The 24,569-nt window shown below is 70.7% G+C and carries 30 protein-coding genes; 14 read left to right on the top strand and 16 right to left on the bottom strand.

Features of this window, described 5'->3' with window-relative positions; genetic code table 11:
- Position 1 precedes the first annotated feature (1 nt).
- From HNR30_RS22330 to clpS, 5 genes are all read right to left on the bottom strand, one after another.
- On the bottom strand, positions 2 to 949 hold the full coding sequence (locus HNR30_RS22330; RefSeq protein WP_181611853.1) for a PLP-dependent cysteine synthase family protein: 948 nt from the start codon (positions 947 to 949) through the stop codon (positions 2 to 4).
- A gap of 2 nt (positions 950 to 951) precedes the next feature.
- On the bottom strand, positions 952 to 1,230 hold the full coding sequence (locus tag HNR30_RS22325) for a MoaD/ThiS family protein (protein WP_181611850.1): 279 nt from the start codon (positions 1,228 to 1,230) through the stop codon (positions 952 to 954).
- 143 nt (positions 1,231 to 1,373) lie between these two features.
- On the bottom strand, positions 1,374 to 1,772 hold the full coding sequence (locus HNR30_RS22320) for a M67 family metallopeptidase (protein WP_181611848.1): 399 nt from the start codon (positions 1,770 to 1,772) through the stop codon (positions 1,374 to 1,376).
- A gap of 22 nt (positions 1,773 to 1,794) precedes the next feature.
- Positions 1,795 to 2,319 (bottom strand): DUF2017 domain-containing protein, encoded by a 525-nt coding sequence (locus HNR30_RS22315; protein WP_181611846.1) that lies wholly within the window; start codon positions 2,317 to 2,319, stop codon positions 1,795 to 1,797.
- A gap of 1 nt (position 2,320) precedes the next feature.
- The gene (clpS, locus tag HNR30_RS22310; RefSeq protein ID WP_181611844.1) at positions 2,321 to 2,614 is read right to left on the bottom strand and encodes an ATP-dependent Clp protease adapter ClpS; all 294 of its coding nucleotides are present in this window, start codon (positions 2,612 to 2,614) and stop codon (positions 2,321 to 2,323) included.
- 45 nt (positions 2,615 to 2,659) lie between these two features.
- Here clpS and HNR30_RS22305 point away from each other — a divergent pair, with 45 nt between their 5' ends.
- The 6 genes from HNR30_RS22305 to HNR30_RS22280 all read left to right on the top strand — a co-directional run bounded on the left by HNR30_RS22305 (position 2,660) and on the right by HNR30_RS22280 (position 6,834).
- Positions 2,660 to 3,937 carry a nicotinate phosphoribosyltransferase gene (locus HNR30_RS22305; RefSeq protein WP_220133812.1) on the top strand — a complete coding sequence of 426 codons (1,278 nt, stop codon included), beginning with the start codon at positions 2,660 to 2,662 and terminating at the stop codon, positions 3,935 to 3,937.
- 64 nt (positions 3,938 to 4,001) lie between these two features.
- A complete protein-coding gene (locus HNR30_RS22300; RefSeq protein ID WP_181611839.1) occupies positions 4,002 to 4,571 on the top strand; it encodes a nicotinamidase in 570 nt (189 codons plus the stop codon).
- A 67-nt stretch (positions 4,572 to 4,638) separates the two neighbouring features.
- Positions 4,639 to 5,142: a hypothetical protein gene (locus HNR30_RS22295; RefSeq protein ID WP_181611838.1), complete on the top strand. Its 504-nt coding sequence runs from the start codon at positions 4,639 to 4,641 to the stop codon at positions 5,140 to 5,142.
- 105 nt (positions 5,143 to 5,247) lie between these two features.
- Positions 5,248 to 5,568, top strand: coding sequence for an ArsR/SmtB family transcription factor (locus HNR30_RS22290; protein WP_312894557.1), 321 nt, complete (start codon positions 5,248 to 5,250; stop codon positions 5,566 to 5,568).
- Positions 5,568 to 5,852 carry a hypothetical protein gene (locus HNR30_RS22285; RefSeq protein ID WP_181611836.1) on the top strand — a complete coding sequence of 95 codons (285 nt, stop codon included), beginning with the start codon at positions 5,568 to 5,570 and terminating at the stop codon, positions 5,850 to 5,852. The genes HNR30_RS22290 and HNR30_RS22285 overlap by 1 nt, the downstream gene beginning before the upstream one ends.
- Positions 5,853 to 5,862: 10 nt before the next feature.
- On the top strand, positions 5,863 to 6,834 hold the full coding sequence (locus HNR30_RS22280; RefSeq protein WP_181611834.1) for an NAD(P)-dependent alcohol dehydrogenase: 972 nt from the start codon (positions 5,863 to 5,865) through the stop codon (positions 6,832 to 6,834).
- A 706-nt stretch (positions 6,835 to 7,540) separates the two neighbouring features.
- On the opposite strand, the gene HNR30_RS22275 is transcribed toward HNR30_RS22280, so the two are convergent.
- The 6 genes from HNR30_RS22275 to HNR30_RS22250 form a co-directional block, all read right to left on the bottom strand.
- The gene (locus tag HNR30_RS22275; protein WP_181611832.1) at positions 7,541 to 9,292 is read right to left on the bottom strand and encodes a DEAD/DEAH box helicase; all 1,752 of its coding nucleotides are present in this window, start codon (positions 9,290 to 9,292) and stop codon (positions 7,541 to 7,543) included.
- Positions 9,293 to 9,464: 172 nt separating this feature from the next.
- Complete coding sequence (locus tag HNR30_RS22270; protein ID WP_181611831.1) at positions 9,465 to 10,433, bottom strand: hypothetical protein; 969 nt, start codon at positions 10,431 to 10,433, stop codon at positions 9,465 to 9,467.
- Positions 10,434 to 10,517: 84 nt separating this feature from the next.
- Positions 10,518 to 11,906 (bottom strand): MFS transporter, encoded by a 1,389-nt coding sequence (locus HNR30_RS22265; protein WP_181611830.1) that lies wholly within the window; start codon positions 11,904 to 11,906, stop codon positions 10,518 to 10,520.
- 4 nt (positions 11,907 to 11,910) lie between these two features.
- On the bottom strand, positions 11,911 to 12,804 hold the full coding sequence (locus HNR30_RS22260) for a zinc metalloprotease (RefSeq protein WP_181611829.1): 894 nt from the start codon (positions 12,802 to 12,804) through the stop codon (positions 11,911 to 11,913).
- A 78-nt stretch (positions 12,805 to 12,882) separates the two neighbouring features.
- Positions 12,883 to 13,131, bottom strand: coding sequence for a DUF3039 domain-containing protein (locus HNR30_RS22255; RefSeq protein WP_181611828.1), 249 nt, complete (start codon positions 13,129 to 13,131; stop codon positions 12,883 to 12,885).
- The gene (locus HNR30_RS22250; RefSeq protein ID WP_181611827.1) at positions 13,128 to 13,577 is read right to left on the bottom strand and encodes a hypothetical protein; all 450 of its coding nucleotides are present in this window, start codon (positions 13,575 to 13,577) and stop codon (positions 13,128 to 13,130) included. Before HNR30_RS22250 ends, HNR30_RS22255 begins: the two co-directional genes overlap by 4 nt.
- 42 nt (positions 13,578 to 13,619) lie before the next feature.
- On the opposite strand from HNR30_RS22250, the gene HNR30_RS22245 reads away from it, so the two are divergent.
- The 4 genes from HNR30_RS22245 to HNR30_RS22230 all read left to right on the top strand — a co-directional run bounded on the left by HNR30_RS22245 (position 13,620) and on the right by HNR30_RS22230 (position 17,560).
- On the top strand, positions 13,620 to 15,005 hold the full coding sequence (locus tag HNR30_RS22245; protein WP_181611826.1) for a cellulase family glycosylhydrolase: 1,386 nt from the start codon (positions 13,620 to 13,622) through the stop codon (positions 15,003 to 15,005).
- 121 nt (positions 15,006 to 15,126) lie between these two features.
- Positions 15,127 to 15,555: a hypothetical protein gene (locus HNR30_RS22240; RefSeq protein WP_181611825.1), complete on the top strand. Its 429-nt coding sequence runs from the start codon at positions 15,127 to 15,129 to the stop codon at positions 15,553 to 15,555.
- Positions 15,552 to 16,775 (top strand): NRAMP family divalent metal transporter, encoded by a 1,224-nt coding sequence (locus tag HNR30_RS22235; protein ID WP_181611824.1) that lies wholly within the window; start codon positions 15,552 to 15,554, stop codon positions 16,773 to 16,775. Before HNR30_RS22240 ends, HNR30_RS22235 begins: the two co-directional genes overlap by 4 nt.
- Positions 16,772 to 17,560, top strand: coding sequence for a hypothetical protein (locus HNR30_RS22230; protein WP_181611823.1), 789 nt, complete (start codon positions 16,772 to 16,774; stop codon positions 17,558 to 17,560). The genes HNR30_RS22235 and HNR30_RS22230 overlap by 4 nt, the downstream gene beginning before the upstream one ends.
- Here HNR30_RS22230 and HNR30_RS22225 read toward each other — a convergent pair.
- Together HNR30_RS22225 and HNR30_RS22220 are read right to left on the bottom strand one after the other, a co-directional pair.
- The gene (locus HNR30_RS22225) at positions 17,536 to 17,913 is read right to left on the bottom strand and encodes a YchJ family protein (RefSeq protein WP_220133810.1); all 378 of its coding nucleotides are present in this window, start codon (positions 17,911 to 17,913) and stop codon (positions 17,536 to 17,538) included. The genes HNR30_RS22230 and HNR30_RS22225 overlap by 25 nt on opposite strands.
- Before the next feature lie 62 nt (positions 17,914 to 17,975).
- On the bottom strand, positions 17,976 to 19,562 hold the full coding sequence (locus HNR30_RS22220; protein WP_181611821.1) for a DHA2 family efflux MFS transporter permease subunit: 1,587 nt from the start codon (positions 19,560 to 19,562) through the stop codon (positions 17,976 to 17,978).
- A gap of 155 nt (positions 19,563 to 19,717) precedes the next feature.
- Between HNR30_RS22220 and HNR30_RS22215 the strand changes: the two genes are divergently transcribed.
- On the top strand, positions 19,718 to 20,335 hold the full coding sequence (locus tag HNR30_RS22215) for a TetR family transcriptional regulator (protein WP_181611820.1): 618 nt from the start codon (positions 19,718 to 19,720) through the stop codon (positions 20,333 to 20,335).
- On the opposite strand, the gene HNR30_RS22210 is transcribed toward HNR30_RS22215, so the two are convergent.
- Complete coding sequence (locus HNR30_RS22210; protein ID WP_181611819.1) at positions 20,307 to 20,849, bottom strand: TetR/AcrR family transcriptional regulator; 543 nt, start codon at positions 20,847 to 20,849, stop codon at positions 20,307 to 20,309. The two genes, HNR30_RS22215 and HNR30_RS22210, sit on opposite strands and share 29 nt — an antisense overlap.
- Before the next feature lie 92 nt (positions 20,850 to 20,941).
- Between HNR30_RS22210 and HNR30_RS22205 the strand changes: the two genes are divergently transcribed.
- Positions 20,942 to 21,847: a TIGR03620 family F420-dependent LLM class oxidoreductase gene (locus tag HNR30_RS22205; RefSeq protein WP_181611818.1), complete on the top strand. Its 906-nt coding sequence runs from the start codon at positions 20,942 to 20,944 to the stop codon at positions 21,845 to 21,847.
- 2 nt (positions 21,848 to 21,849) lie between these two features.
- Positions 21,850 to 22,701, top strand: a complete 852-nt coding sequence (locus HNR30_RS22200) for a phosphotransferase family protein (protein WP_181611817.1) — start codon at positions 21,850 to 21,852, stop codon at positions 22,699 to 22,701.
- 23 nt (positions 22,702 to 22,724) lie between these two features.
- On the opposite strand, the gene HNR30_RS22195 is transcribed toward HNR30_RS22200, so the two are convergent.
- A complete protein-coding gene (locus tag HNR30_RS22195) occupies positions 22,725 to 23,303 on the bottom strand; it encodes a YqgE/AlgH family protein (protein ID WP_181611816.1) in 579 nt (192 codons plus the stop codon).
- Between the two features lie 115 nt (positions 23,304 to 23,418).
- Here HNR30_RS22195 and HNR30_RS22190 point away from each other — a divergent pair, with 115 nt between their 5' ends.
- On the top strand, positions 23,419 to 23,928 hold the full coding sequence (locus HNR30_RS22190) for a hypothetical protein (protein ID WP_181611815.1): 510 nt from the start codon (positions 23,419 to 23,421) through the stop codon (positions 23,926 to 23,928).
- Here the strand turns inward: HNR30_RS22190 and HNR30_RS22185 are convergent.
- The gene (locus HNR30_RS22185; protein WP_181611814.1) at positions 23,918 to 24,538 is read right to left on the bottom strand and encodes a TetR/AcrR family transcriptional regulator; all 621 of its coding nucleotides are present in this window, start codon (positions 24,536 to 24,538) and stop codon (positions 23,918 to 23,920) included. The two genes, HNR30_RS22190 and HNR30_RS22185, sit on opposite strands and share 11 nt — an antisense overlap.
- Positions 24,539 to 24,569 lie beyond the last annotated feature (31 nt).

Genomic DNA, 24,569 nt, shown 5'->3' with positions numbered 1-24,569 from the left:
CTCAGGCCCAGAGCTGGCCTTCCAGGCGGTCCTCCGCCTCGTCGAGCGTGCCCTCGTAGGCGCCGGTCGACAGGTACTTCCAGCCGCCGTCGGCCACCACGAACACGATGTCGGCCCGTTCCCCCGCCTTGACGGCCTTGGCCGCCACGCCGAGGGCGGCGTGCAGGGCGGCTCCCGTGGAGATCCCGGCGAAGATGCCCTCAGCGGCCAGCAGCTCGCGGGTCCGGCGGAGCGCGTCGCCCGAACCCACGGAGAAGCGGGTCGTCAGCACGGACTCATCGTACAGCTCGGGGATGAAGCCCTCGTCGACGTTGCGCAGGCCGTACACCAGCTCGCCGTACCTCGGCTCGGCGGCGACGATCTGCACCCCGGGCACCTGCTCGCGCAGGAAACGGCCGACGCCCATGAGGGTGCCGGTGGTGCCGAGTCCGGCCACGAAGTGGGTGACGCGGGGCAGGTCGGCCAGGATCTCGGGGCCGGTGGTCTCGTAGTGGGAGCGCCAGTTGGCCGGGTTGCCGTACTGGTACAGCATCACCCAGGAGGGGTTGTCCGCCGCGAGGCCCTTGGCGACGCGCACGGCTTCGTTGGAGCCGCCCGCGGCCGGCGAGGAGATGATCTCCGCGCCCCACATGCGCAGCAGCTGCCGCCGCTCCTCCGAGGTGTTCTCGGGCATGACGCAGATCAGCCGGTAGCCCTTGAGCTTGGCCGACATGGCCAGGGAGATGCCGGTGTTGCCGCTGGTGGGCTCCAGGATCGTGCAGCCGGGGGTGAGCAGGCCGTCCTTCTCGGCCTGCTCGATCATCCAGAGCGCGGGCCTGTCCTTGATCGACCCGGTCGGGTTGCGGTCCTCCAGCTTGGCCCAGACGCGCACGTCGTCGGAGGGCGAGAGGCGGGGCAGGCCGACGAGAGGGGTACGGCCGACCGAATCGATCAATGAGTCGAACCGCATGACTACGCCATGCCGCCGGCGACCGCCGGAAGGACGGTCACGGTGTCGCCGTCGGAGACGGGGGTGCCGAGGCCGCCGAGGAAGCGCACGTCCTCGTCGTTGAGGTAGACGTTGACGAAGCGGCGCAGGGCGCCCTTGTCGACCAGGCGGTCCTTGATGCCGGGGTGGTTGCTCTCGAGGTTGGCGATGAGCTCGTCGAGCGTGGCGCCCTCGGCGGCGACGGCCTTGGCGCCGTCGGTGTAGTTGCGGAGGATGGTCGGGATACGGACTTCCACAGCCATGATCAATCCTTGTGTCGTGTTGTTGGTGGACCGGTCGCGAGAGCGCGCTCAGCGACAGTCGTAGACGACGACAGAAGGAGTGTGCGCGAAGAGGTAGCTCTGTACCACGCTCTGTACCACGGGGGCTGCGCTCCTCATGATGGTCAGTTTATCCGGACTTCTTCTTCGGTGATGACGCCGTCCACAATGCGGAAAGAACGCAGCTCCGCCCTGGTTTCATCCCGGGTGGACACCAGCACGTAGTGGGCGTTCGGCTCGCTCGCGTAGGAAACGTCGGTCCGCGAGGGGTAGGCCTCGGTGGCGGTGTGCGAGTGGTAGATCACCACCGGCTCCTCGTCGCGGTCGTCCATCTCCCGCCAGACCTTCAGCTGCTCCTTGGAGTCGAAGCGGTAGAAGGTGGGCGAACGCTCGGCGTTCTCCATTTCGACGAAGCGCTCCGGCACGCCGTCGCGTCCGGCGATCACCCCGCACGCCTCGTCGGGGTGGTCCCGGCGGGCGTGCTCGATCATCTTGTCGACCAGCTCCTGCGAGATCTCCAGCATGTGCTGGAAGCTACCACCCGGGCTACCAGAGGGCGCGGACGAGGGTGTCCTGCAAGTAGGTGAGCCAGTCGTACATCACGAACGCCGGGTAGCGCGGATCGTCCTCCGACATGCCGGCGATCTCGTCGTGGATCTCCTCGGTGACCTCCAGCCGCGTGCCCAGCGTCAGCCGTACGTCGTTAAGCGCCCGCATCCACGCCTGCGCCTGCTCGGGGGTCAGCTCGGTGCGCCCGGCCTGGGCGGTGTCGAGCATGGTCTGCGCGTCGGCCCGCTTGGCCTCGCGCAGGGAGGTCTCGGTGTAGCGGCGGAACTCCGCCGCCTGCTCCTCGTCGCTGTAGGCGCTGGGGAACAGCCGGGCGAGCACCGGGTCGGAAGGCGCCTCGCTGGAGCCGATGCCCAGCGCGCGCTCCAGCGGGTCGTCGCTGACGTGGCCGGGCTCGACCATGCCGAGCACCATCGTGACGAGGGAACGCAGGATCGAGGCCTCGGCCGGCTCGAAGTGGGCGATGACCCCGCCGCCCTTGCGCGGCTTGAATCCTGAGCTCATGTCAGTGGACCGAGTCCTGCTGGAGTGTCGCCCACAGGCCGTAGGAGTGAAGAATCTGCACATCGCGTTCCATCTCTTCGCGCGTGCCGCTCGACACGACGGCCTTGCCCTTGTGGTGCACGTCCATCATCAGCTTCTCGGCCTTCTCCTTGGAGTAACCGAAGACCGTCTGGAAGACATAGGTCACATAAGACATGAGGTTCACCGGGTCGTTCCAGACGATGGTCACCCACGGCAGATCGGGCCGGACGTCCGATGACGGACGCTCGACGGCGATTGGAGCGGTGCTACCCACATCCCCGAGTCTGCCCTATCTGGGCCGTAGTCTCGACTCGTGACTATGACCATGAGCACTGCGTTGCTCACAGATCACTATGAGCTGACGATGTTGCAGGCCGCGTTGCGCAGCGGCGCCGCCCACCGGCGCGCGGTCTTCGAGGTCTTCGCCCGCCACCTGCCCGGAGGGCGGCGGTATGGGGTGGTTGCGGGCACCGGAAGAGTCCTGGACTCGCTGGAAAGCTTCCGATTCCGCCCGGATGAGCTGGAGTTCCTGGCGACGGCGGTCGATGCGCAGACTCTAGAGTTTCTCGCCGATTACCGATTTTCCGGGCATGTGTACGGCTACCGCGAGGGAGACGTGTACTTCCCCGCCTCCCCGATCATGGTCGTCGAGGGCACCTTCGCCGAAGCGGTCCTCCTGGAGACGATGATCCTGTCGGTCCTCAACCACGACTGCGCCATCGCCTCTGCCGCCTCCCGCATGACCACCGCCGCCGCCGGGCGACCGATCATCGAGATGGGCTCGCGCCGCACCCACGAGTGGGCCGCCGTCGCCGCCGCGCGGGCCGCCTACATCGCGGGATTCTCCTCCACCTCCAACCTCATGGCGAGTCGCCTGTACGGCGTGCCCACGGCGGGCACGGCCGCGCACGCCTTCACCCTGCTGCACGACTCCGAGCAGGCCGCCTTCGAGGCGCAGGTCGCCACGCTCGGGGCCTCCACCACCCTGCTCGTCGACACCTACGACGTAGCGCAGGCCGTACGGACCGCGGTCGAGGTGGCCGGCAGCAAGCTCGGCGCGGTCCGCATCGACTCGGGCGACCTGGCCGTGGCCGCCCAGGAGGTGCGCGAGCAGCTCGACTCGCTCGGCGCCTTCTCCACGCGCATCCTGGTCACCTCCGACCTCGACGAGTACGCCATCGCCGCGCTCGCCGCCGCCCCCGTCGACGGCTACGGCGTGGGCACCTCCGTCGTGACCGGCTCCGGCGTGCCGACCGCGGCGCTGGTCTACAAGCTGGTCGCCCGCGAGACCGCAACCGGCAAGCTCGAACCCGTCGCCAAACGTTCGGTCGGCAAGCCGTCGCGCGGCGGGCGCAAGCAGGCCTACCGCCTGCTCGACGACGCCGGGCGCTACGAGACGGAGTTCGTCACCACCTCGGGCACCGCCCCCGACGGCGGCGTCCCGCTGCTGCACCAGCTCGTCCGCGACGGCGAGGTGATCGGCGCCGAACCCCTGGAGGCCGCCCGCGCCCGGCACAGGGAGGCCATCGCGCTGCTGCCGCAGGAGGCGCTGCACCTGGGACGCGGGTACGCGGCGATCCCGACGGAGTTCGCCTAGGGCGACACTCCGCCACGGCCCCGGCTCGCTGGAACGAACCGGCGGGCGGCGTAAAGTCGGACTTGTGAGCACTGCGCTGATCATCGTCGATGTGCAGAACGACTTCTGCGAGGGCGGCAGCCTCCCGGTCTCCGGCGGCTCCGAAGTGGCCGCCGGGATCACCCGGCACGTCGCCGACCACCCGTACGACCACGTCGTGGCCACCCGCGACTACCACGTCGACCCCGGCACCCACTTCGCCCAGGAGCCCGACTACGTCACCAGCTGGCCGCCCCACTGCGTCGTCGGCACGCCGGGCGCCGACTTCCACCCGGCCTTCGACGTGGCCGCCGTGGAGGAGGTGTTCAGCAAGGGTTCCCGAAGCGCCGCCTACAGCGGCTTCGAGGGCGCCTCGGGCGACGGTCAGACGCTGGCCGAGTGGCTGGGCGAGCGCGGCGTGCACTCCGTCGACGTGGTCGGCATCGCCACCGACCACTGCGTGCGCGCCACCGCCCTCGACGCGGTCAAGCACGGCTTCGCCACCAGGGTGCTGCTCGGCCTGACCGCCGGGGTGGCCAAGGAGACGACCGACCACGCGCTGGCCGAACTGGACGAGGCGGGAGCCGTCCTCGAAGGGGCACCCATCCTCAGGTAAAGCGCACACATACAGAGCGCTTCCGCGCTATGACGGTGAGTGACATTTTCGCTCCTGTGAGGTCTCCATGCTCACCACCGCTCTTGGCGCGGCCTGGCTCCTGCTCGCTCCCGTGGCCCTGTGGTTCCTCATCCGCGGCCGCGCCCTCGCCCGTGTCGCCGCGGTGCTCGGGCTCGGCCTGCTGGAAGCGGGCACCATCGCTCTCACCCCGGCCCACCCCGCGCCCACTGAGGTCGTCGCCTCCCCTGTCGCGCCCGCCGTACAGCCCGCTCCCGCGGTCTGCGCCGAACGCCGCCCGGTGCCCTCGCACGCCAGGATCGCCGGTTCCCACCTGACCCTCGCCTGGAAGGCCGCCTCCGACGAGTGCGACACCGCCCTCGTCATGCTCCGCCACAAGGGCAGGAAACTGCGCGTCTGGGTGCACGAAGGTCCGCTCGACGGCCATCACCCCGGCGTCCGGACCGCTCCCGTGCGGGTCACCGGCGGGCAGGCCACCGTACGGCTCGCCGTCGACCTGCCGCCGCGCACCCGCACCCTCGACGGCCGCAGCGACGAGGTCATCCCTCACTGATCGACCGGCGCCCCGTCCATATCCACCCAAAGACGCTCTTCCCTCCCACCCTGGTTCAGGTTACCGTTATACGTGTAAGAAGAATCTTTCAGGTGTAGGAGAGTTGTGACACCGACGGGCGACGAGCTCCTCGCGATGTTGTCGGCGCTGGCCAACCCCCTGCGGCTGCGCATCGTCGCCCAGCTCGCCGGAGGCCGCGACTACGTCAGTCACCTGGCCCGCGAGATCGGCATCAGCCGCCCGCTCCTCCACATGCACCTGCAACGGCTGGAGGCCGCGGGGCTGATCGTCGGCAGCCTGGAGCTGTCCGACGACGGCAAGGCCATGAAGTACTACGAAGTCGTGGACTTCGACCTCCACCTCACCGCCTCGGCGCTGGCCGAGGCCGTACGGACCCTTCCTCCCACGGACCAGGAGAAGCCCTGATGGACCTCACGTCGGCCGAGCCGGCGACCTGGCCGGGCACGGTGCTCACGCTCGGCCTGCTCACCCTGGCGCTGGTGCTGCTCATCGCCATCGCCGCGACCGTCACCGAATTACGCAAGCTCAAGACGTCGGCCGCCACCCAGGAAGACCTGCGCCAGCTGGTGCGCCGCTACGAGCAGCTCGCCGAGCACCACCTCGACACCCAGCAGCGCGTGGCCGCCGACCTCGCCGAGCTGCGCACCCGCACTGCCGCGATCGAGCAGATCCTCCGCACGGTGGAATGAGGCGACCCCCATGAAGGCGATCACGCAACGTTCGTACGGCCCCGCCGAGACGCTCACCCTCGACGACATCGACCCGCCCACCGCCCGAGACGGCGAGGTGCTGGTCAGAGTGCACGCCTCCTCCGTCAACCACGCCGACTGGGCCACCATGACCGGCGTGCCGTACCTGAGCCGCCTGGCCTTCGGCCTGCCCGGCCCCCGCGCCAAGGTCAGGGGCAGGGACCTCGCCGGAACCGTCGAAGCGGCCGGCGCCGGCGTGACCCGCTTCCGCCCCGGTGACGAGGTGTACGGCGAAGCGCAGTCGGGCAGCTTCGCCGAACTCGTCGCCGTCCCCGAGGGCAGGCTCGCCCCCAAGCCCGCCCGCCTGACCTTCGAGCAGGCGGCAGCCGTACCACTGGCCGGCTACACCGCCCTCCACTGCCTGCGCAAGGGCGGGATCACGGCCGGTCAGCACGTCCTGATCAACGGCGCGTCCGGCGGCGTGGGCACCTTCGCCGTGCAGATCGCCAAGGCCACCGGCGCGGAGGTGACCGGCGTGTGCAGCACGCGCAACGCCGACCTGGTCACGTCACTCGGCGCCGACCACGTCATCGACTACACCCGCGAGAACTACACGCGCGGACCGCGGCGCTACGACCTGATCCTCGACATCGCGGGCAACCACCCCCTGTCCGCCCAACGCCGCACCCTGACGCCCACCGGCGCCCTCGTCCTGTCCAGCGCCACCGGCGGCCGCCTCCTCGGCCCGATGGCACGCGTCATCGGCGCCGTCGCCAGAAACCGCTTCGCCGGCCACACACTGCTGGCACCCATGGCCGTACTCGACGCCCACGGCCTGCACGACCTGACCGAACTGGTCGAAGCGGGCACCGTGACCCCCTCGATCGAGCAGACCTACCCGCTGGACGAGACGCCCGACGCCATGCGCCACTTCGGCGTACGGCACGCCCGCGCGAAGCTCGTCATCGCCGTGTCCCCGTGAAATGCGGCAGGCACGCCTCCAGCCCCGAGCTTGCGCGAGACGGCCAGGGACGCGCCGTTGTGCTCGAACGCCGACGAGATCGCCGACACCGCGCCGAGCCCGGCGAAGGCCAGATGCAGGACGCATCTCGGTGCCCAGCCCCCGCCCCTGGAAACGGCTGCCCAGCCGGGAACCGGTGTGCACCTCGCGGGTGACGGCGAAGTCCGTCGCCGACAGGTCCTGCACGCCGACCGCCTCGCCGTCGAGGGTGCAGCACCGGCGCTCGGGACGCCACCGGGCCATCTCACCGAGGTTGGACAGCACCCACGGCGTGAGGGAGCCCTCTGCTGCACCACCGCGTCCACCGGTCCCGCCACCCCTCACCCCGCGCCGGGTCGGCGAGACGCGGGACGGCGGAACTCGGCGCGCCGTGGACGGCGGCCAGTCACCATCAGGCGCGGCGCCCAGCGACCCAGCCGCTTGCGAAGGCGGCCACCCGCGCCTCACCCAAGCGGGCCAGAGAGCGGCCACCCGAGCGGGCCCGAAAAGCGACCGCCCGAGCCTCACCCCAGCGGACCCGAGCGCGAACCATCCGAGCCTCACCCCGGCGGACCCGAGCGCGGCAGGCCCTCTCCCTCACCCCCGAACGGCAACTGCCAGAGGCCCCCAGCCCGAGCAGGACCGGGGGCGGGTGGGTGGGCGGGCGGGGGGCGGGAAGGCGGGGATGTCAGCGAGACCGCTGCGTGGCCCAAGCCCTGATCTTGGCGATCCGCTCCTGGATCTGCTCAGCCGTGGCCTGCGCGATCGGCGGTCCACCGCAGGCACGCCTCAGCTCCGAGTGGATGACCCCGTGCGGCTGCCCCGTGCGGTGGTTCCAGGCCCCGACGAGGCCGTTGAGCTCGCGCCGCAGCTCGGCGATCTGTTCGTGCGGCGACAGCTCCACGGGCGCCGAGACCGGCTTGGCGCGGCGGGCGGCCTGCTGGTCGGCCTGGCGTTTGCGCAGCAGTGTGGCCACCTGGTCGGGCTCCAGCAGCCCGGGCAGGCCGAGGAAGTCTTCCTCTTCGGCGGATCCCACCTCGGCCCCGGTGCCGAACTCGCCGCCGTCGAAGAGCACCCGGTCGAAGGTCGCCGTCGTCTCCATCGTCTCGAACGGCAGCTCGTCGCCCAGGACGTCGGGGTTGTCCTGGCGGCGGTTGGCGTCGTCGAGCAGGGAGTCGTCGAGGCCGTCTTCGGGCTGGCGCTTGTTGAGGACGTGGTCGCGCTCGGCCTCCATCTCGTTGGCCAGCCCGAGCAGGTTGGGCACGCTCGGCAGGAACACCGAGGCGGTCTCGCCGCGCTTGCGCGCTCGCACGAAGCGGCCGATGGCCTGGGCGAAGAAGAGCGGGGTCTGGGTGGAGGTGGCGTAGACGCCGACGCACAGGCGCGGGATGTCGACGCCTTCTGAGACCATGCGGACGGCGACGATCCAGCGGTCCTGAGAGGCGGAGAAGCCCTTGATCTTCTTCGACGCGCCGGGGTCGTCGGACAGGACGATGGTGGCGCCCTCGCCGCAGATGTTGCGCAGGTGTTTGGCGTAGGCGCGGGCGGTCTCGTGGTCGGTGGCGATGACGAGGCCGCCGGCGTCGGGCACGCCTCGCCGTACCTCTGTCAGCCGCCGGTCGGCGGCCTGGAGCACCTGGCGGATCCAGTCGCCCTTGGGGTCGAGCGCGGCGCGCCAGGCCTGGGAGAGCTGGTCCTTGGTGAGCGGCGTGCCGAGGGTGGCGGCGATCTCGTCGCCGGCTCTGGTGCGCCATTTCATCTCGCCGGAGTAGGCCAGGAAGATGACGGGGCGCACGACGCCGTCGTTGAGTGCCGGGCCGTAGCCGTAGGAGTAGTCGGCGCGGCTGCGCTTGAAGCCCTCTTCGTCCTCCTCGTAGAGCACGAAGGGGATGGGCGAGTCGTCGGAGCGGAACGGGGTGCCGGTCAGCTGGAGGCGGCGGGTGGCGGGCTCGAAGGCCTCGCGGATGCCGTCGCCCCAGGACTTGGCGTCGCCCGCGTGGTGGACCTCGTCGAAGATGACGAGTGTCTTGCGCGCCTCGGTGCGGGCGCGGTGGAGCGCCGGGTGCATGGCGACCTGGGCGTAGGTGACCGCGACGCCGATGTAGTCGCGGGAGGTCGCGCCCTGGCTGTTCTTGAACTCGGGGTCGATGCTGATGCCGACCTTGCTCGCGGCGTCGGCCCACTGGCGCTTGAGGTGTTCGGTGGGGGTGACGATGGTGATGGCCCGGATGACGCCGAGGTCGAGCAGTTCGCTGGCGATGCGCAGGGCGTAGGTGGTCTTGCCGGCGCCCGGGGTCGCGACGGTGAGGAAGTCGCGCGGCTGGACGCGGGAGTAGAGATCGAAGGCTTCCTGCTGCCAGGCGCGCAGCTTGGGGGCGGTGCCCCAGGCGGCCCGGTCGGGGTAGGAGGGCGAGAGGTGGGATGCCGCGAAAGTGCTCACGCGGCCTCCTCGCGAAGCTGTGGGTGCCCCTGGGATCGGATGGGCACCGTCATCACCTCTGGGTCTCGTGGGCTCAGCTCTCTCACAGTGACCCAAGGGTAATCGGCGGCACCGACAAGACGTGCCGTGCACGACCAATCCTGGCCAAGATCTCCCCCGCGTGATATGAGCGTTATTTGACGGTGTTCATGAGGCTGTCGAGGGCCTGTCTGGCTGTGGGTTCGTCCGGCTGGAGCAGGCCGACGAGCAGGATCTGGGCGGTGCCGCGGGTGACAAGAGTCACACGGAGGTAGGCGGGGCGGTTGACCACGTCGTCGTACTCGGCGCGGATGGAGCGGCTGGTCGGCGTGTCGGCGACCACGGCCATGCGGTCGCCCTGGAGGAGCAGGCCGGCGTAGTCGCCCGCCAGGGTCTTCACGTCGGCGCCGGTGACCTTTCTGATCATGAGGAGTGCTCCGCCGTCGTCGCGCGCCGCGGAGGTGAAGCCGGTCACCGGGGGCACGGCGGCCTCGCGCCAGCCGGGCGGGAGCTGGAGGGTCAGGCCCGCCTGCGGGTCGGCCAGGACGGTGTCGGGGGCGCTGGGGGCGGGCAGGCGCAGCAGCACGGCGGCCAGGCCCGCGACGAGGCCGCCCGCGAGGGTCAGGGCCAGCAGCGCGCCCAGGCGGCGGCCCCACCTGCGCCGCCGGCCGCCACCGGGGGTGCGGTATTGCCTGGTGGGAGCGGTGGGGGTGCCGTGGATGCGGGCCGATGGGGGGAGGGACTCCTCCCACGGGAGGTGGCGGTCCTCGAAGCCGCCGGCGCCAGGGGAAGGCCGGTCCCAGCCGTCGTCGTACGCCGGCCCGCGACCGCTCTCACGACCCCAGTCCGTGTCGTGCCCAGACCCGCGACCGCCCTCACGGCCCCAGTCCACGTCGTGCCCCGGCCCGCCGCGCCCCGCAGGCCGGTCCCAGCCGCCCGTATGGTCCCAGTCCGCGTCGTGCCCCGGCCCACCGCGCCCCGCGGGCCTGGCCCAGTCCGCGTCCGGATCCGGCCCGCGTTCCGACGGCCGCTCCACGTCGCGCGAGGCCGTACGGCGAAGGCGCGGGTTCCACGGTGGATCGTCGTCGCCCTCCGCCGGCCAGACGCGATGATCGTCCTCCATGACACCTCCCTGTCCCGAGGTTTACCACTCGGGACGGCGCCGGTCAGGGAATCCGTGATCGCTGGGGCGACGGGGGCAAATGAGTCAGTCTTTGACCCGTCCCGCCACGCTCACGCCGAGCACTCCGACGACCGCCATGAGCCCGACCACGACGACGAACCCGGTCGCGAGCTGATCCGGCTGGTGTCCGATGACGTTGACGATGGCGCCCGCGATCCCGGTGGCCAGGGCGGAGCCGAGCATGTCGGTGACCGACAGGGCCGCGGAGTTGGCGCCCTGCTCGTTGGCGGGTGACTGCTTCATCGCGGTGACGCTGACGGTGGCCATGCCGATGCCCATGCCGAATCCGGCGATGATCCACGCGGGCACCATGATCCACCCGGTCACGGCCGGGATCATGGCGACCGTGGTGACGAGCGAGCCGAGGGTGACGAAGGCGGCGCCGCGCCGGATGCGGGTGTGGGCGGGGACGACCTTGCGGCTCTGCAGGTAGGAGCCGAGTGACCAGCCCAGCGCACCGAAGGTGAGCGCCATGCCCGCCTGGACGGTGCTGAACCGCTTGACCTCCTCCAGCACCAGCGGGATGTAGGTGTTCACGCCGAAGAACGCCGCCGACAGCAGGCCGCGCATCATGATCGTGGTGGGCAGCCCGCGGCCGAAGCGCATCGCGCCGGGTGGCAGCAGCCTGGGCAGGCTGAGCACCAGGGCGACGAGGCCGACGGCGGCCATGACGGTTCCCGCGACCGGGGAGGTCTGCAGGCCGGTGAGCCCCGCGAGGAGCAGGGCGGCGCCTCCGGCGGTGGCGGTGGCGGCCAGCGACATGGGCAGCGGCCTGGAGCGCGGCCCGCTGGACGGTTCGCCTGCCGTACCGGCGGTCTGGCGTAGTGCGGGCAGCAGCATGACGAGCGCGGGCACCACGAGCGGGATGATGCCGTAGAAGACCCAGCGCCAACTGAAGGCCTCGGTGACGAATCCGGCGACGGCCGGGCCCACCATGGCGGGCACGACCCAGGCGGCCGACAGCGCCGCGAAGACCTTGGGCCGGGCGTCGGGCGGGTAGACGCGGGCGACCATCACGTAGATCGCCACGATCGTGGCTCCGGCTCCGAGGCCCTGGACGGCTCGCGCCGCCACGAAGACCATGGCGTGACCCGCCGCGCCCGCCAGCGCCATGCCCGCGACGAACATCCCGACGCCCACCAGGAACGGCACGGTATGGCCGCGCCGGTCCGACCAGAGCCCTGCCACCACGTTGGCGAAGAGGCTGGCGATCAGGAAGGCGGAGAAGCTGATGCCGTACAGGTTGAGCGCGTTGAGCTCGGCGGAGACCTTGGGCATGGCGACGCCGACCGACATGCCCTCGAAGGCGATGAGGGTGACGACGAGCAGGATGCCCAGCGTGGCGGTGCGGTACTGGGGACCGAAGATGCGGGGAGGTACGTATGGAGCGTCAAGAGTCTTCGGTGCTGTCACTCATCTAGGGTAGGCGATCCGACATTTCCGGTGATGACCGGTATGCCGCCCACATTTCGTGCATGCGCGCCCCCTGGCCTGCCGTGAACTCCTGCATGCACCGGTCGTGGGCGTAGTCCATGAAGTTGTGGATGGGATCGGTGCCGGGCGCCCTGCAGGTGTCCTTCGCCGCCGGGCAGCCCTCCGTCGGCGTCGCTTCGTACGGGGTGTCGTCGACCCCGTCGCCGGGCGCCTCGCAGCCGTTCTCGAAGGTGTGGAAGAGCCCCAGCCAGTGCCCGATCTCGTGCACGCCGGTGTAGCCGCGGTCGAAGTTGCGCAGCGAGCCGCCCGGCAGGCTGCGCCAGTCGATGACGACGCCGTCGTTGATGGGCGCGCCCCGGTACCAGTGGGGATAGGTGGAATACCCCAGCACCAGCTCGCTCAGCTGGGCGATGTAGAGATTGAGCGTCTCGGGCCCGCCCTTGCGCAGCTCGCCCTTCATCTGGCGCTCGTGCAGCAGCGGGTCGACGAACCAGTCGGCCTGCTGCTTGACCGCGATGCCCTTCAGCTCGAAGCGCACCCCGGTGTCGGGCCCGCCGTACTGGCCGCCGTAGGCGGCGTTGAGCGTGGCGACCTGCTCCTTGATCGCGGCGTCCGGCGGGCGGCGGCGGCCGTCGGTGAGCACGTGGACCCACAGCGGCACGGTCAGCTTGGCGGCCGGTGCGGGCGCGCCTTCCATCCGCTCGGCCAGGTCGGCGAGAGCGTCGGTGACCTGGCCGGGCGTGGGTGCGTACGGCTCGGGCAGCCGTGACGTGCGGGCGGCCACGCGGCAGCCGGATCCGGGCTCGGCCTGGACGGCCACGGCCGGCCAGGCGGCAAGAAGGCACACCAAGGTGACGGCGGTCGCGCGCCGAGCCATGCGGATCCCCCGTTACGGCATGAGCTAGTAGGTACTGTGACCGTAGCTCCACCGAACGTGATCAGCCGTGAGCAACACTCACTCGTTGTTGGGCTCTCCGTCGGGCAACCCCTCGTAAATCTCCTTGCATTCCGGACAGACCGGGAACTTCTTCGGATCCCGGCTGGGCACCCACACCTTGCCGCACAGGGCGCGGATGGGCGTGCCGGTCACCATGGCCTCGGTGATCTTGTTGCGGTCGGCATAGTGGGCGAACCGCTCGTGGTCCCCGTCGCCGTGCGACGTCTGCGGCGTGGTTTTCTGCTCGGGGAGGATCTGCGTACTCACCTTGACGAGTTTATGCCCGCTCGGGCCAGGGCCGGGATCCAGCCCAGGGCGAGTCCCCACACCAACCCCGCCAGCACCGCTCCTGCCAGTTGCCCGGCGTAGGCGCCCAGGGCCGAATGCAGCGCGGCCGACATCGCCACGGCGCGCAGCAGGTTGGCCGCGACGGCCGCCACGACGAAGACGCCCCAGGTGCCCCAGAAGCCGCGCCTGGCCCGCCATACCAGCACGACCAGCACCACCGCGGCCACCACGTCGGCGAGGAAGAGCCCCCACGGCGTCTCCCCCAGCGGCATGATCCGCAGCCCCGGCAGGCCGTACGGCGCGCCGACGGCCGACAGCACGGTCAGGTAGCCCACCCGCGTGGCCAGGACGCCGCCGAAGAGGCCGAAGGCCACGACGATCACCGCGGTAACGATCCCCGCCAGGCTATTGCGAACAATGCTCATGTTCGGCAGGCTAGCGGCCACCCGAAACGGAGGCAATGGTCGATGAAGCGCACCGGTCTGGCCGTCATGGCGGTCGTCCTCATCGCGGGCGGCGTGGCGGCGGCCACCCGTTCCGCGCCCGAGCCGATGGCCCGCTTCATCACCGACGACCAGGGCCGCGCGCTGATGCTGCACGGCTTCAACACCGCCAGCAGCGCCAAGGGCACCCCCGACGGCCTGCCGAAGCTGACCGAGGCCGACGTCGAGCGCGAATACGCCGACATGGGCACCAACTTCGTCCGCTTCCTCCTGCAGTGGCGCGCGGTCGAGCCCCAGCCGGGCGTCTACGACACGAAGTACCTGGACCAGGTGGCCGAGCGGGTCGCCTGGTACGGCAAGCGCGGCTACCACGTGCTGCTCGACATGCACCAGGACCTGTGGGGCAACTCGATCACCCCCGGCGGCGAGGCGGGCAACGGTGCGCCGCGGTGGGCCACCCACCTGGACGGCCTGCCTGTCGCCACCGGCCACTGGACCTGGGAGATGTACTACCTGGAGCCGGGTGTCATCCGCGCCTTCGACCACTTCTGGAACACCACGGGCGAGCACCCGGAACTCATGGACCGCTACGCGGGCGCCTGGAAGGCGGTCGCCGCCCGCTTCAAGGACGATCCGGCGGTCATCGGCTACGACCTGATGAACGAGCCCTGGGGCGGCTCGCTCCAGGGCGCCGCGTTCGAGAGCGGCCCGCTGGCCGAGCTCTACCGCCGCTGCATCAAGCAGATCCGCTCGGTCGACCCCGCCAACTGGATCTTCGTCGAACCGCAAGCGGTCGGCGTCAACTGGGGCCTGCCCACCGCGCTGCCGTCCTTCGACGACGACCGCGTCGTGCTCGCACCGCACCTGTACCCGCTCCCCCTCGACCTGGGCGACGGCTACGAGGGCGGCTCGCGCGAGTGGACCGACCGCACCGTCGGCTGGTGGAAGGAGAACATGCTCCGTACGGCGGAGCGGCTCAAGGCCCCGATCGTGCTGGGCGAGTTCGGGCTCGACATGACCAAGCCGGGTTCGTCCGAGATGGTGGAGTCCGTGCTCGACCTCGGTGACGAGCTCGGCATGGGCCGCGCCTACTGGTCACGCGACGACGGCCCCTGGGGACCGTACACCGACGGCAGGGCGGGGCCGCTGGTCAAGGTCATGGACCGCGCCTACCCGCGGGCGATCGGCGGCACGCCCACCCGGATCAGCGCCGAGCCGGGCAGGCTGACCGTGGAGTTCGAGGCCAACGGCAGCGGCCCGACCGAGATCTACCTGCCGGCCGACGAGTTCCCCGGCGGCGGCAAGGCCTCCACGGGCACCGCCTCGTGGGACCGTGCCCGCCGGATCCTCACCGTCCAGACGCCCGCCTCCGGGCGCGTGCGGCTCGTCATCACCCCTGGTCAGGCATGATGCCGCCGCGATAGGGCAGATGACACCCCGTGCGAGATGAGGGACTGGTTCTGCTCCTCGCCTGGGGGCAGCTGACCGTACTCCTCGGGGTCCTGGCCTACTTCGTGCTGCGGCGGCGCTCGTGAGGCGGGCGCTGGCCGTCCTGGCCGCGCTCGCCGTGACGAGCTGCTCCAGCCCCGCGTGGGACCATCACGACTACGCGCTCAAGGCCGGGATGACCGCCGAGTCGGCCGCCTCCGACGTGGAGTTCGTCCGGCTGGCCGTCCAGCACGAGCCCGATCTGACGCGTCCCTATCTCAAGACCGTCCTCACCGAGGCGGCCGGTTCGCTGTCCAGCCTGAACGACCAGTTCGGCGCCGTGCAGCCGCCCTCCGCCTCCGCTGACGCGATGCGCGACCAGGTCCTCGGCCTCACCCAGGAGGCGGCCGAGCAGGTGCAGGACCTGCTCATCCAGGTCAGGCGCGACCGCATCGCCGACCCGGCCGGGGCCGCGGCGGCGCTCGGGGAGGTCGGCGCGGAGCTGCGTGCCTTCGGGGAGGCGCACCGGTGAAGAAGCTGCTGGGGGTGACGCTCGGCATCCTGACCGCGATCGGGGGCTTCGTCGACATCGGCGACCTGGTGGCCAACTCGCTGGTCGGGGCCAGGTTCGGCATGTCGCTGGCGTGGGTGGTGATCGTCGGCGTGGTGGGCATCTGCCTGTTCGCGGAGATGTCGGGGCGCATCGCGGCGGTCTCGGGGCGTCCGGTGTTCGACCTGGTGCGCGAGCGGCTGGGCCCGCGGACCGGCCTGACCAACCTGCTGGCCTCCTTCGCCATCAACCTGCTGACGCTGGCCGCGGAGATCGGCGGCGCCGCCCTGGCGCTGGAGCTGGCCACCGGCATCGACTACCTGGTGTGGGTGCCGGGGGTGGCGCTGGTGGCGTGGCTGGTCATCTGGCGGGTGCGCTTCTCCACCATGGAGCGGGTGTTCGGGCTGGCGGGGCTGGCGCTGATCGTGTTCGCGGTGGCGCTGTGGCAGCTGGGCCCCGACTGGGGCGAACTGGGGCGGCAGCTGACGAGCCCTCCGGAGAGCGAGGGCGCGCCCACCTACTGGTACTACGCGATCGCGCTGCTCGGCGCGGCGATGACGCCGTACGAGGTGTTCTTCTTCTCCTCCGGCGGCGTCGAGGAGCGCTGGACACGCCGTGACCTCGGCGAGGCCAGGGCGAACGTGTTCATCGGCTTCCCGCTCGGCGGCTTCCTGTCGCTGGCCATCGCCGCGTGCGGCGCGACGCTCTTCCTCCCGCACGGCATCGAGGTCGGCTCGCTGGGCCAGATGGCGCTGCCCGCCGCGGTGGGTCTCGGGCAGGTCGGCCTGGTCGCGGTCATCTTCGGCGTGTTCGCGGCCACGTTCGGCGCGACCCTGGAGACGGCGTTGTCGTCGGGTTACACGATCAGCCAGTACTTCGGCTGGCAGTGGGGCAAGTTCGTCCGGCCGCGCGACGCTTCGAGGTTCCACGCCACGCTGCTGGTGACGCTGATCATCGCCACCGCGCTGATCCTCACCACCATCGACCCGATCAAGGTGACGGAGTACTCCCTGATCTTCTCCGCCGTGGCGCTGCCGCTGACCTATCTGCCGGTCCTGATGATCGCCAACGATCCCGACTACATGGGCGTGCACGTCAACGGCCGTTTCTCCAACCTGCTCGGCACCCTGTACATGATCCTGCTGCTGGTGGTGTCGGTGGCCGCCATCCCGCTGATGATCGCGACGAAGGCGGGCCAATGACCGCTGCCAGGACCCTGCACGCCCAGCTCCACCTGCTCGACCGCCAGGTGGTGCGGGCCGACGACGCGCGCATGGTGAGCAAGGCCGACGACCTGGAGCTGGACTACGACCGCGACGGCCGGCTGTACGTCAGCGCGCTCCTGACCGGGCCGCTCGCCCTCGGACCGCGCATCGGCGGGGTGATCGGGCGGCTCATGGTGGCGGTCACCACGCTGCTGCGCCCCGAGGAGGACCCGGCTCCGCGCCGCATCCCCATGCGCCTGGTCACCGACATCGGCAGCGCGCTCAAGGTGGGCGGTGACCCGGCCGAGGCCGCGCTCGAACGCTGGACGCGGGTCCACCTCATCGCTCCCCTGCCGGGCAGCGGCGCTCCCGCGCACGACGATGAGCCGCCCCCTGACCGGCAGCATCGGGGAGCGATGCGCGTCAGCGAACTGCTGGGCCGTACGGTGACCGACGCGGAGGGCCGCGTGGTGGGCCAGGTGGCCGACGTACGGCTGAGCCAGGACGGCCACCTGCTCGGCCCGGCGGCCAACGCGCTGCGGGTGAGCGGTCTGGTCGTGGTGCCGCGCAACACCGGCCAGCTGTTCGGCTACGAACGTGGTCCCGGTGGCGCCGGCCCGTGGCTGGTCCGGGTGGTCGTACGGCGGCTGCATCGCGGCAGCAGGCACGTCACCTGGGACCAGGTGGAATCGTTCGCGCCCTCGCCCGAGATCCGGTTGCGCGTGCCCGCCTCCGAGCTGGCGGATCTGAGGGAGCTCTACTCGACCTTGCCGTCGACGTAGACCCAGGCCCCGTCGTAGCGGGTGAAGCGGCTGATCTCGTGCATCTCGCCCTCGGCGCCGCGCTGGTGGAAGCGGGCGCGGAACTCGACGGTGCCCTCGGTGTGGAAGGGCGAGCCGCCCTCCGCGCGCTCGATCGTCAGGCCGGTCCACTCCAGGCCGCGCTCGAAGTCGATGCGCTCGGGACGGGTCGACGGGTGCCAGGTCTCGCGCAGGTAGGCGGCCAGGCGCTTGGCGTAGGCGCTGTAGCGCGAGCGCATGAGCTGCTCCGCCGTACCGGCTTTGACCTGGCCGTCGTGCAACCTCCCGCAGCAGTCGCGGTAGGCGGCGGGCAACCCGCAGGGGCAGTTCTTCATGCCTGCCATTGTGTACGGCTCCCGCCAGGGATCTGGCGGGAGCCGTACGGAAAGGGTGCCGGTCAGCCGATGTGGACCGGGGCGTCCTCGATCTTGCGGCCGGACTTCACCAGCAGGGCCAGGCCCGCGGTGATGACCATGACGACGGTGCTGACGATGAACGCGGTGTGCATGCCGTCCATGAAGGAGTTGTGCACGGCGCTGGTCAGCAGGTTGACCGCCTCCGCGGGCTGGTTGACCGTGGCCTGCGGCGGCACGGTGCCGAACGCGGCGGCCTTCTCCAGCCCCTCCAGCGCACCCGGCGGGAGCGCCTGGGTGACCTGCGGCCCGAGGTATTCGGGCAGCTTGGTGGCGATCGTGCTCGACATGACCGCGCCCAGGATGGCGGTGCCGAGGGCGCCGCCGACCTGCATGGCCGACTGCTGCAGGCCGCCCGCCGCGCCGGCGAGCTCCATCGGGGCGTTGCCCACGATGATCTCGGTCGCGCCGACGAACACCGGCGACAGGCCGAAGGCCAGCAGGAGGAAGGGCAGACCGGTCGCGAGGAACGAGGCGTCGACGGTCAGCTGCGACATCAGGAACATCGCGACCGCGGTGACCAGCAGACCGGCGGCCATCGTGATCTTCGGGCCGAGCTTGCCGAGCAGCACCGCCGCGAGCGGCGAGGCCACGATCATGCCCGCGGACATCGGCAGCATGCGCAGACCGGCGTCGAGCGGGGTCAGGCCGTGCACACCCTGGAAGAAGAAGCCCAGGAAGAACATGGCGCCGAACATCGCGAAGGCGACCATCATCATCAGGAACGTGCCGATGGAGATCGAACGGTTCTTGAAGAGCGACAGCGGGATCAGCGGCTCACGAGCCTTGCTCTGCCACCAGACGAATCCGGCGCCGAGGACCACGGTCGCGGCCAGCCAGCCCAGCGTCATGGCGTCGCCCCAGCCCCACTCGGGAGCCTTGATGATCATCCAGACGAGGGAGAACATCATGCCGGAGAGCAGCACGACACCCAGCCAGTCGACCTTGCCGAGGATCGAGGTGCGCTTCTCCTTGATGATGACGATGCCCATGATCAGGGCGATGATGCCGACCGGCACGTTGATGTAGAACACCGACTGCCAGCTGACGTTCTCCACGAGCAGGCCGCCCAGGATGGGGCCGGCCGCGCTGGAGAGACCGATGATCGCGCCCCAGGCGCCCATGGCCTGGCCGAGCTTCTCCTTCGGGAACGCCCCGCGCAGCAGCGCCAGTGCGGCGGGCTGGAGCAGCGCGCCGAACAGGCCCTGAAGGACCCGGAAGACGATCAGCATGGTCACGCCGCTGCTGAGCGCGATGGCCAGCGAGCTGATGGCGAAACCGGCGACACCGATCAGGAAGACCCGCTTGTGCCCGAAGAGGTCTCCGAGCTTGCCCGCCGTGATCAGGAAGACCGCCAGGGCGAGCAGGTAACCGTTGGTCACCCACTGCATGTCCTGCAGGGTCGCGCCGAGCTCGGCGCCCATCACCGGTGCGGCGATGCCCATGACCGTGCCGTCGAGCATGACCATGATGACGCCGAGACAGACCGCCAGCAGCGTCAGCCACGGATTGCCAGCCGGAGCGGCCGGGCTGTCCGACGGTGGCAGGCCCACCGTCTTCGCCTGCGCCATGAGTTCCCCCTCAACTACCTGCCCCATTTCAGGGCATACGTCTCTTAAGCCTCAGGTAATGTATGTCAGGGAGTGACAGATGACAAATGGGTTTTATTTTTCAGACCGTGACATCTGTCATACTGTGACAGGAAGGTTTCGAGGGAGTGACCAGCATGGGTCTGCGTGAACGCAAGAAGGAGAAGACGCGCCTGGCGCTTCTCGACGCGGCGCTCGACCTGTTCCTCGAACAAGGATACGAGACCACCACCGTCGAGCAGATCGCCGGGGTCGTCGACGTCTCCTCGCGTACCTTCTTCCGCTACTTCTCCAGCAAGGAGCACCTCGCCCTGTGGTGGCACGACCACGGCGAGGAGATCATGCAGGAGTGCCTGCGCGACCGGCCCCTCGACGAGCCGCCGTTCACCTCGCTGCTGCACTGCGTGCGCGCGGTGATCGCCGACATGAGGAACTCAACGCCGGAAGACACGGATCGGTTCCTCAAAGTTCGCAAACTTTACGAAAACAACCCGATGCTGGTCGGACGGGCCGTGGCCAGGGGGTCACAGACGGAGCTGCGGCTGGTGGAGGAGGTCGCCCGGCGCACCGGCCGCGACCCGGCCACCGACCAGCTTCCCGCCCTGATCGTCGGGTTCGCGATGGCGGCCATGCGGGTGGGCTTCGAGTGCCCGGGGCAGGAGATCACCGACCTGGCTGAGCTGACGGGGCGGATGGAGGCGACCCTCGTGGTCGTCGAGGCCTCCTTCAGGCCCGGCTGGGACCTGGCCGCCTAGGACCGTCCGCCAGCACTCCTTCCAGCGCCAGCATCAGCAGGCGCTCCCCCCGGTCCTTGGGCGCGGTCATCGCGATCCCGGTGACGAGCTGGAACAGGTCCTCGACCTCGACCCCGTCGCGCACCGCGCCCGCCTGCCCGGCCCTGTCGAGCAGGCCCGTCGCGGCGCCGATCAGCCGCGCGTGGCAGTCGAACCCCGGGTCGTCGGCCATGCCCGCCGCCAGGCCGCCGTCGGTCTGGGCGTGCACCAGCAGCGCGCGCAACCACCCCGTCAGCGCCTCCCCCGCGGGGGCCGAGCCTGACTGCTCGGCCAGGGCGCACAGGCGCTCGATGCGTTCCCTGAAGACGGCCACCAGCAGGGCCTGACGCGTCGGGAAGTGCCGGTAGAGCGTGCCGGGGCCCACCTTCGCCCGCCGCGCGACCTCGTTCAGCGACGCCTGCGGCCCCTCCTCGGCGAAGACCGCCCTGGCCGTGGCCACGAGGTGGTCGTAGTTGCGGCGCGCGTCGGCCCTCATCACGTTCTCCAGGGTTGCACAAGCGGAGCGGTTCTCCGTATCGTACCGGCCAGACAACCGGAGAGCCTCTCCGTATATGAGGGAGTTCACTCATGCTTGGAAAAGCCGGCATCTGGACCTTCGCCCTGGACGCCCTGCCCGCCACCCGCGTCGCCGAGACCGCAGCCGAGATCGAGGAGCTCGGCTACCGCACCCTGTGGTTCGGCGAAGGATTCGGCCGCGACACCGTCAGCCAGGCCTGGATGACCCTTTCGGCCACCAGCCGCCTCACCGTCGCCTCGGGCATCGCCAACATCGCCCTGCGCGACCCGATAGCCATGGCCGCGGCGGAACGTTCGCTCAACGAGGCCTTCCCCGGCCGCTACCTGCTCGGCATCGGCGGGCACCGCGTCAGCGACGAACCCCTTCACATGGACGGCTACAGCATCCCCAGCCGCGGCGACGCCGTACGGACCATGACCGGCTACCTCGACGCCATGGACGCCATCCCGCTCAACTCCCCCGCGCCCGCCGATCCGCCCCGCCGCGTGCTGGCCGCGCTCGGGCCCAAGATGCTCGCCCTGGCCGCCGAACGCACCCTCGGCGCCCACCCGTACTTCGTCGGCGTCGAGCACACCCGCCGCGCCCGCGAGATCATGGGACCGAGAGCCCTGCTGGCCGTCGAGCAGGCCGTCGTCCTCGACACCGACACCGGCCGGGCCCGCGAGGTGGCCGCCCAGCACGTCGGCTTCTACGCGCGCAACGCCCCGCACCAGACCGCCAGCCTGCGCCGCCAGGGCTTCGACGACGCCGACTTCGCCGGCCCCAGCCGCCGCCTCGTCGACACCATCGTGGCCTACGGGGACGTGGACGTCGTGGAGAAGCGGGTGCGCGAGCACCTCGACGCGGGTGCCGACCACGTCTGCCTCCAGGTGCTCACGGCCGACCAGGACCGGGCGCCACTGCGGGAGTGGCGCGAGCTCGCGCCCGCGGTTCTGGCGGGCGATCTAGAGTCCTAGCCATGGAGACGTGGAGCGACGACCGTGTCCGTGAGGCCGTGGCCGCCAGGCTGCCGCACCACCGGGCGGGCTCGATCACCCGGCTGGGCGAGGGTGAGGACAACGTCGCGTTCGAGCTGGACGGCGAGCTGATCGTGCGCTTCAGCAAGGACCCCGACCCGGAGAGCCGGGCCGCGCGGATCGACGCCGAGGCCCGCCTGCTGCACGCCGTCGCCCGCATCTCGCCCGTCCCGGTCCCGGAACCGCTCTTCGCCGATCCCGGGCTGGGGTGCCTCGGCTACCGCAGGCTTCCCGGCACGCCGCTGCTCGGCCTGCCCGTCCCGGACCCCTCGGCGGCCCGGCTCGGCACGACCGTCGGCGAACTGCTCGCCGCCCTCCACGCCGGCCGGATGGTCTCACTGGTGGAGCTGGACGTGCAGCCGGGCGCGGCCTGGCTGGAGGAGGCGGCCGAGACCTACGCGGCGGTGGCGGGCCAGGTGCCGGCCGCTTACCGGCCGCGCATCGAGGCGTTCCTCGCCGCTCCGCCGCCGCACGACGGGTACGAGCCGGTGTTCTCGCACAACGACCTGGGGATCGAGCATGTGCTGGTGGACCCGGCGACGCTGGCCGTGACGGGCGTCATCGACTGGAGCGACGCGGCCCTGTGCGACCCCGCCTACGACTTCGGGCTGCTGTATCGCGACCTCGGCCCGGTCGCGCTCGACTCCGCCCTGCGGGCTTACGGCGAGGCCGACGGGATCAGGGAGCGGGCGGTCTTCCACGCGCGCTGCAGCGTGCTGGAGGACCTGGCGTACGGCGTCGCCGCGTACGTGGACAAGAGCGTGGCCGCGTTCGCCTGGCTGTTTCCCGGGTGACCGCGGCCGGGACGGGAGGCGAGTCAGTTCATCGTCGGGTCGTCGGGACAGGTGGCCACGAACGCCAGCTCCCCCGGCTGCCGACGCAGCACCTGCCGCCACAGCCCCGCCGGGTCCTGGTGGAAGGTGTCGCCCATCTCCGAGTCGACCACGTACCAGGCCCCCTCGGCGATCTCCCCCTCCAGCTGCCCTGACGTCCACCCCGCGTAGCCCGCGAAGATGCGCATCTGGGCGATCTCCCCGCGCAGGATCTCCGGCGGCGCGTCGAGGTCGACCGTGCCCAGGCGCGCGACGGAGGGCGCCGCGGCGTGCAGGCGGCGCCAGCCGAGCGGCTCCTCCCCGCTGGGGACGGCGGCCAGGGCCAGGGCGCTGTCGGTCTGCACCGGCCCGCCTTCGAACAGCACGGGCGGCCCGGTCACCAGGGAGTCCCACACGGGCAGGACCTGGGTCACCGAGATCTCGCTGGGCCGGTTGAGCACCACGCCGAGTGTGCCGCCGTCGCGGTCGTGTTCGAGGACGAGCACCACGCTACGCCGGAAGTTGGGGTCGTCGAGCAGTGGTGTTGCCACCAGTAACCCGCCGACGTAGATCGCCTCCGCCATACATCCATGATGAGGGGTCGGACGGGCTTCCCGCTCCCCCGAGCAAGTCATGTTACTTTCCGCAATCATATGGGCACTGTAGGTAGCAAAGATCACTGTTTCGGGGGCATGTCACATGATTTCACCACTCCGTCTCGCGCTGGCGGCCGTGCCCGTCGGCGCCGCCATCATCGTCCCCGGGATCGCCCTGGCGGAGCCGCCCCCGCTCAAGGTGGAGTTCAGCGACGTGAACTGCCGCTCCAACCAGGTCACGGTGACGATCACCAACCAGGGCTCGAAGCGCACGGAGTACACGGTGCTCAAGGACGGCGAGCGCATCGACCGCGGCGACCCCGACACCGGCGAGACCAACAAGGAGACGGTGACCGTCGATCCCCGCGACAGCGCCAGGATCACCGTGGTGAGCAACAACGTCGAGGTGGCCGAGGAGAAGGTCTACAACGACTGCAAGCGCAAGCCGTACCACCGGAACAACAACGACTGGGGGTACGGCAGGCGGCTGCCGTACACGGGGCCGCCCGCCGACCTGATGGGCAAGCTGGCCACCGGCGCGGGACTGTTGATGGTCGGCGGCATCGCCTGGTGGATGAGCGCGATCTGGCCGCGCGAGACCTTCAGGTTCTAGCCCGGACGAAGGCGCCGGCGCGGGCGGCGGCCAGGACCTGGCCGGCGACCCGCGCCGCGACGTCGCCGGTGACCTCTTCCCGGGTGACCACCAGCCGGTAGTACAAAGGCGCGGAGACGGCCCTGATCACCTCCCCGCCGTCGGTCCCGGCGGGCAGTTCGCCCCTCTCGACGGCCAGGTCGACCACCCGGGCCCATTCCTCGATCCTGCGCGTGTAGAACCCGTGCAGCGCTCGCGACGCCTCCTCGTCGCACGTCGCCGCCGCGATCACGGCCTGGAAGGTCGCCCCCAGCCGCGCGTCGGTGATCGCCCCGAGGACGTTGCGGGCGTTCTCCAGCAGATCTCCCTCGATCGTCCCCGTGTCCGCGTGCGGCGCCGACTCGGTGGCGAGCGAGTCCATCAGGTCGGCGACGAGCCCGGCGGGCCCGCCCCAGCGCCGGTAGACGGTCGTCTTGCCCACCCCCGCCCGCGCCGCGACCTGGTCCATGGCCAGCCCGTGAAATCCGCGCTCCACCAACTCGTCCTGGGTGGCCTCCAGGACGGCGGCGCGCACGCGTGCCGTACGCCCTCCCGGACGCTGACTACCCGACAAACGGGACTCCTGTTCCATTAGCAACCTCCTAGTGCTATCTTAACGGGAA

The sequence above is a fragment of the Nonomuraea soli genome, assembly GCF_013761175.1.
Classification (GTDB): Bacteria; Actinomycetota; Actinomycetes; order Streptosporangiales; family Streptosporangiaceae; genus Nonomuraea; species Nonomuraea soli.
The sequence above is the reverse complement of the archived record's forward strand: the minus strand, read 5'-3'. Positions and strand labels throughout refer to the sequence as shown.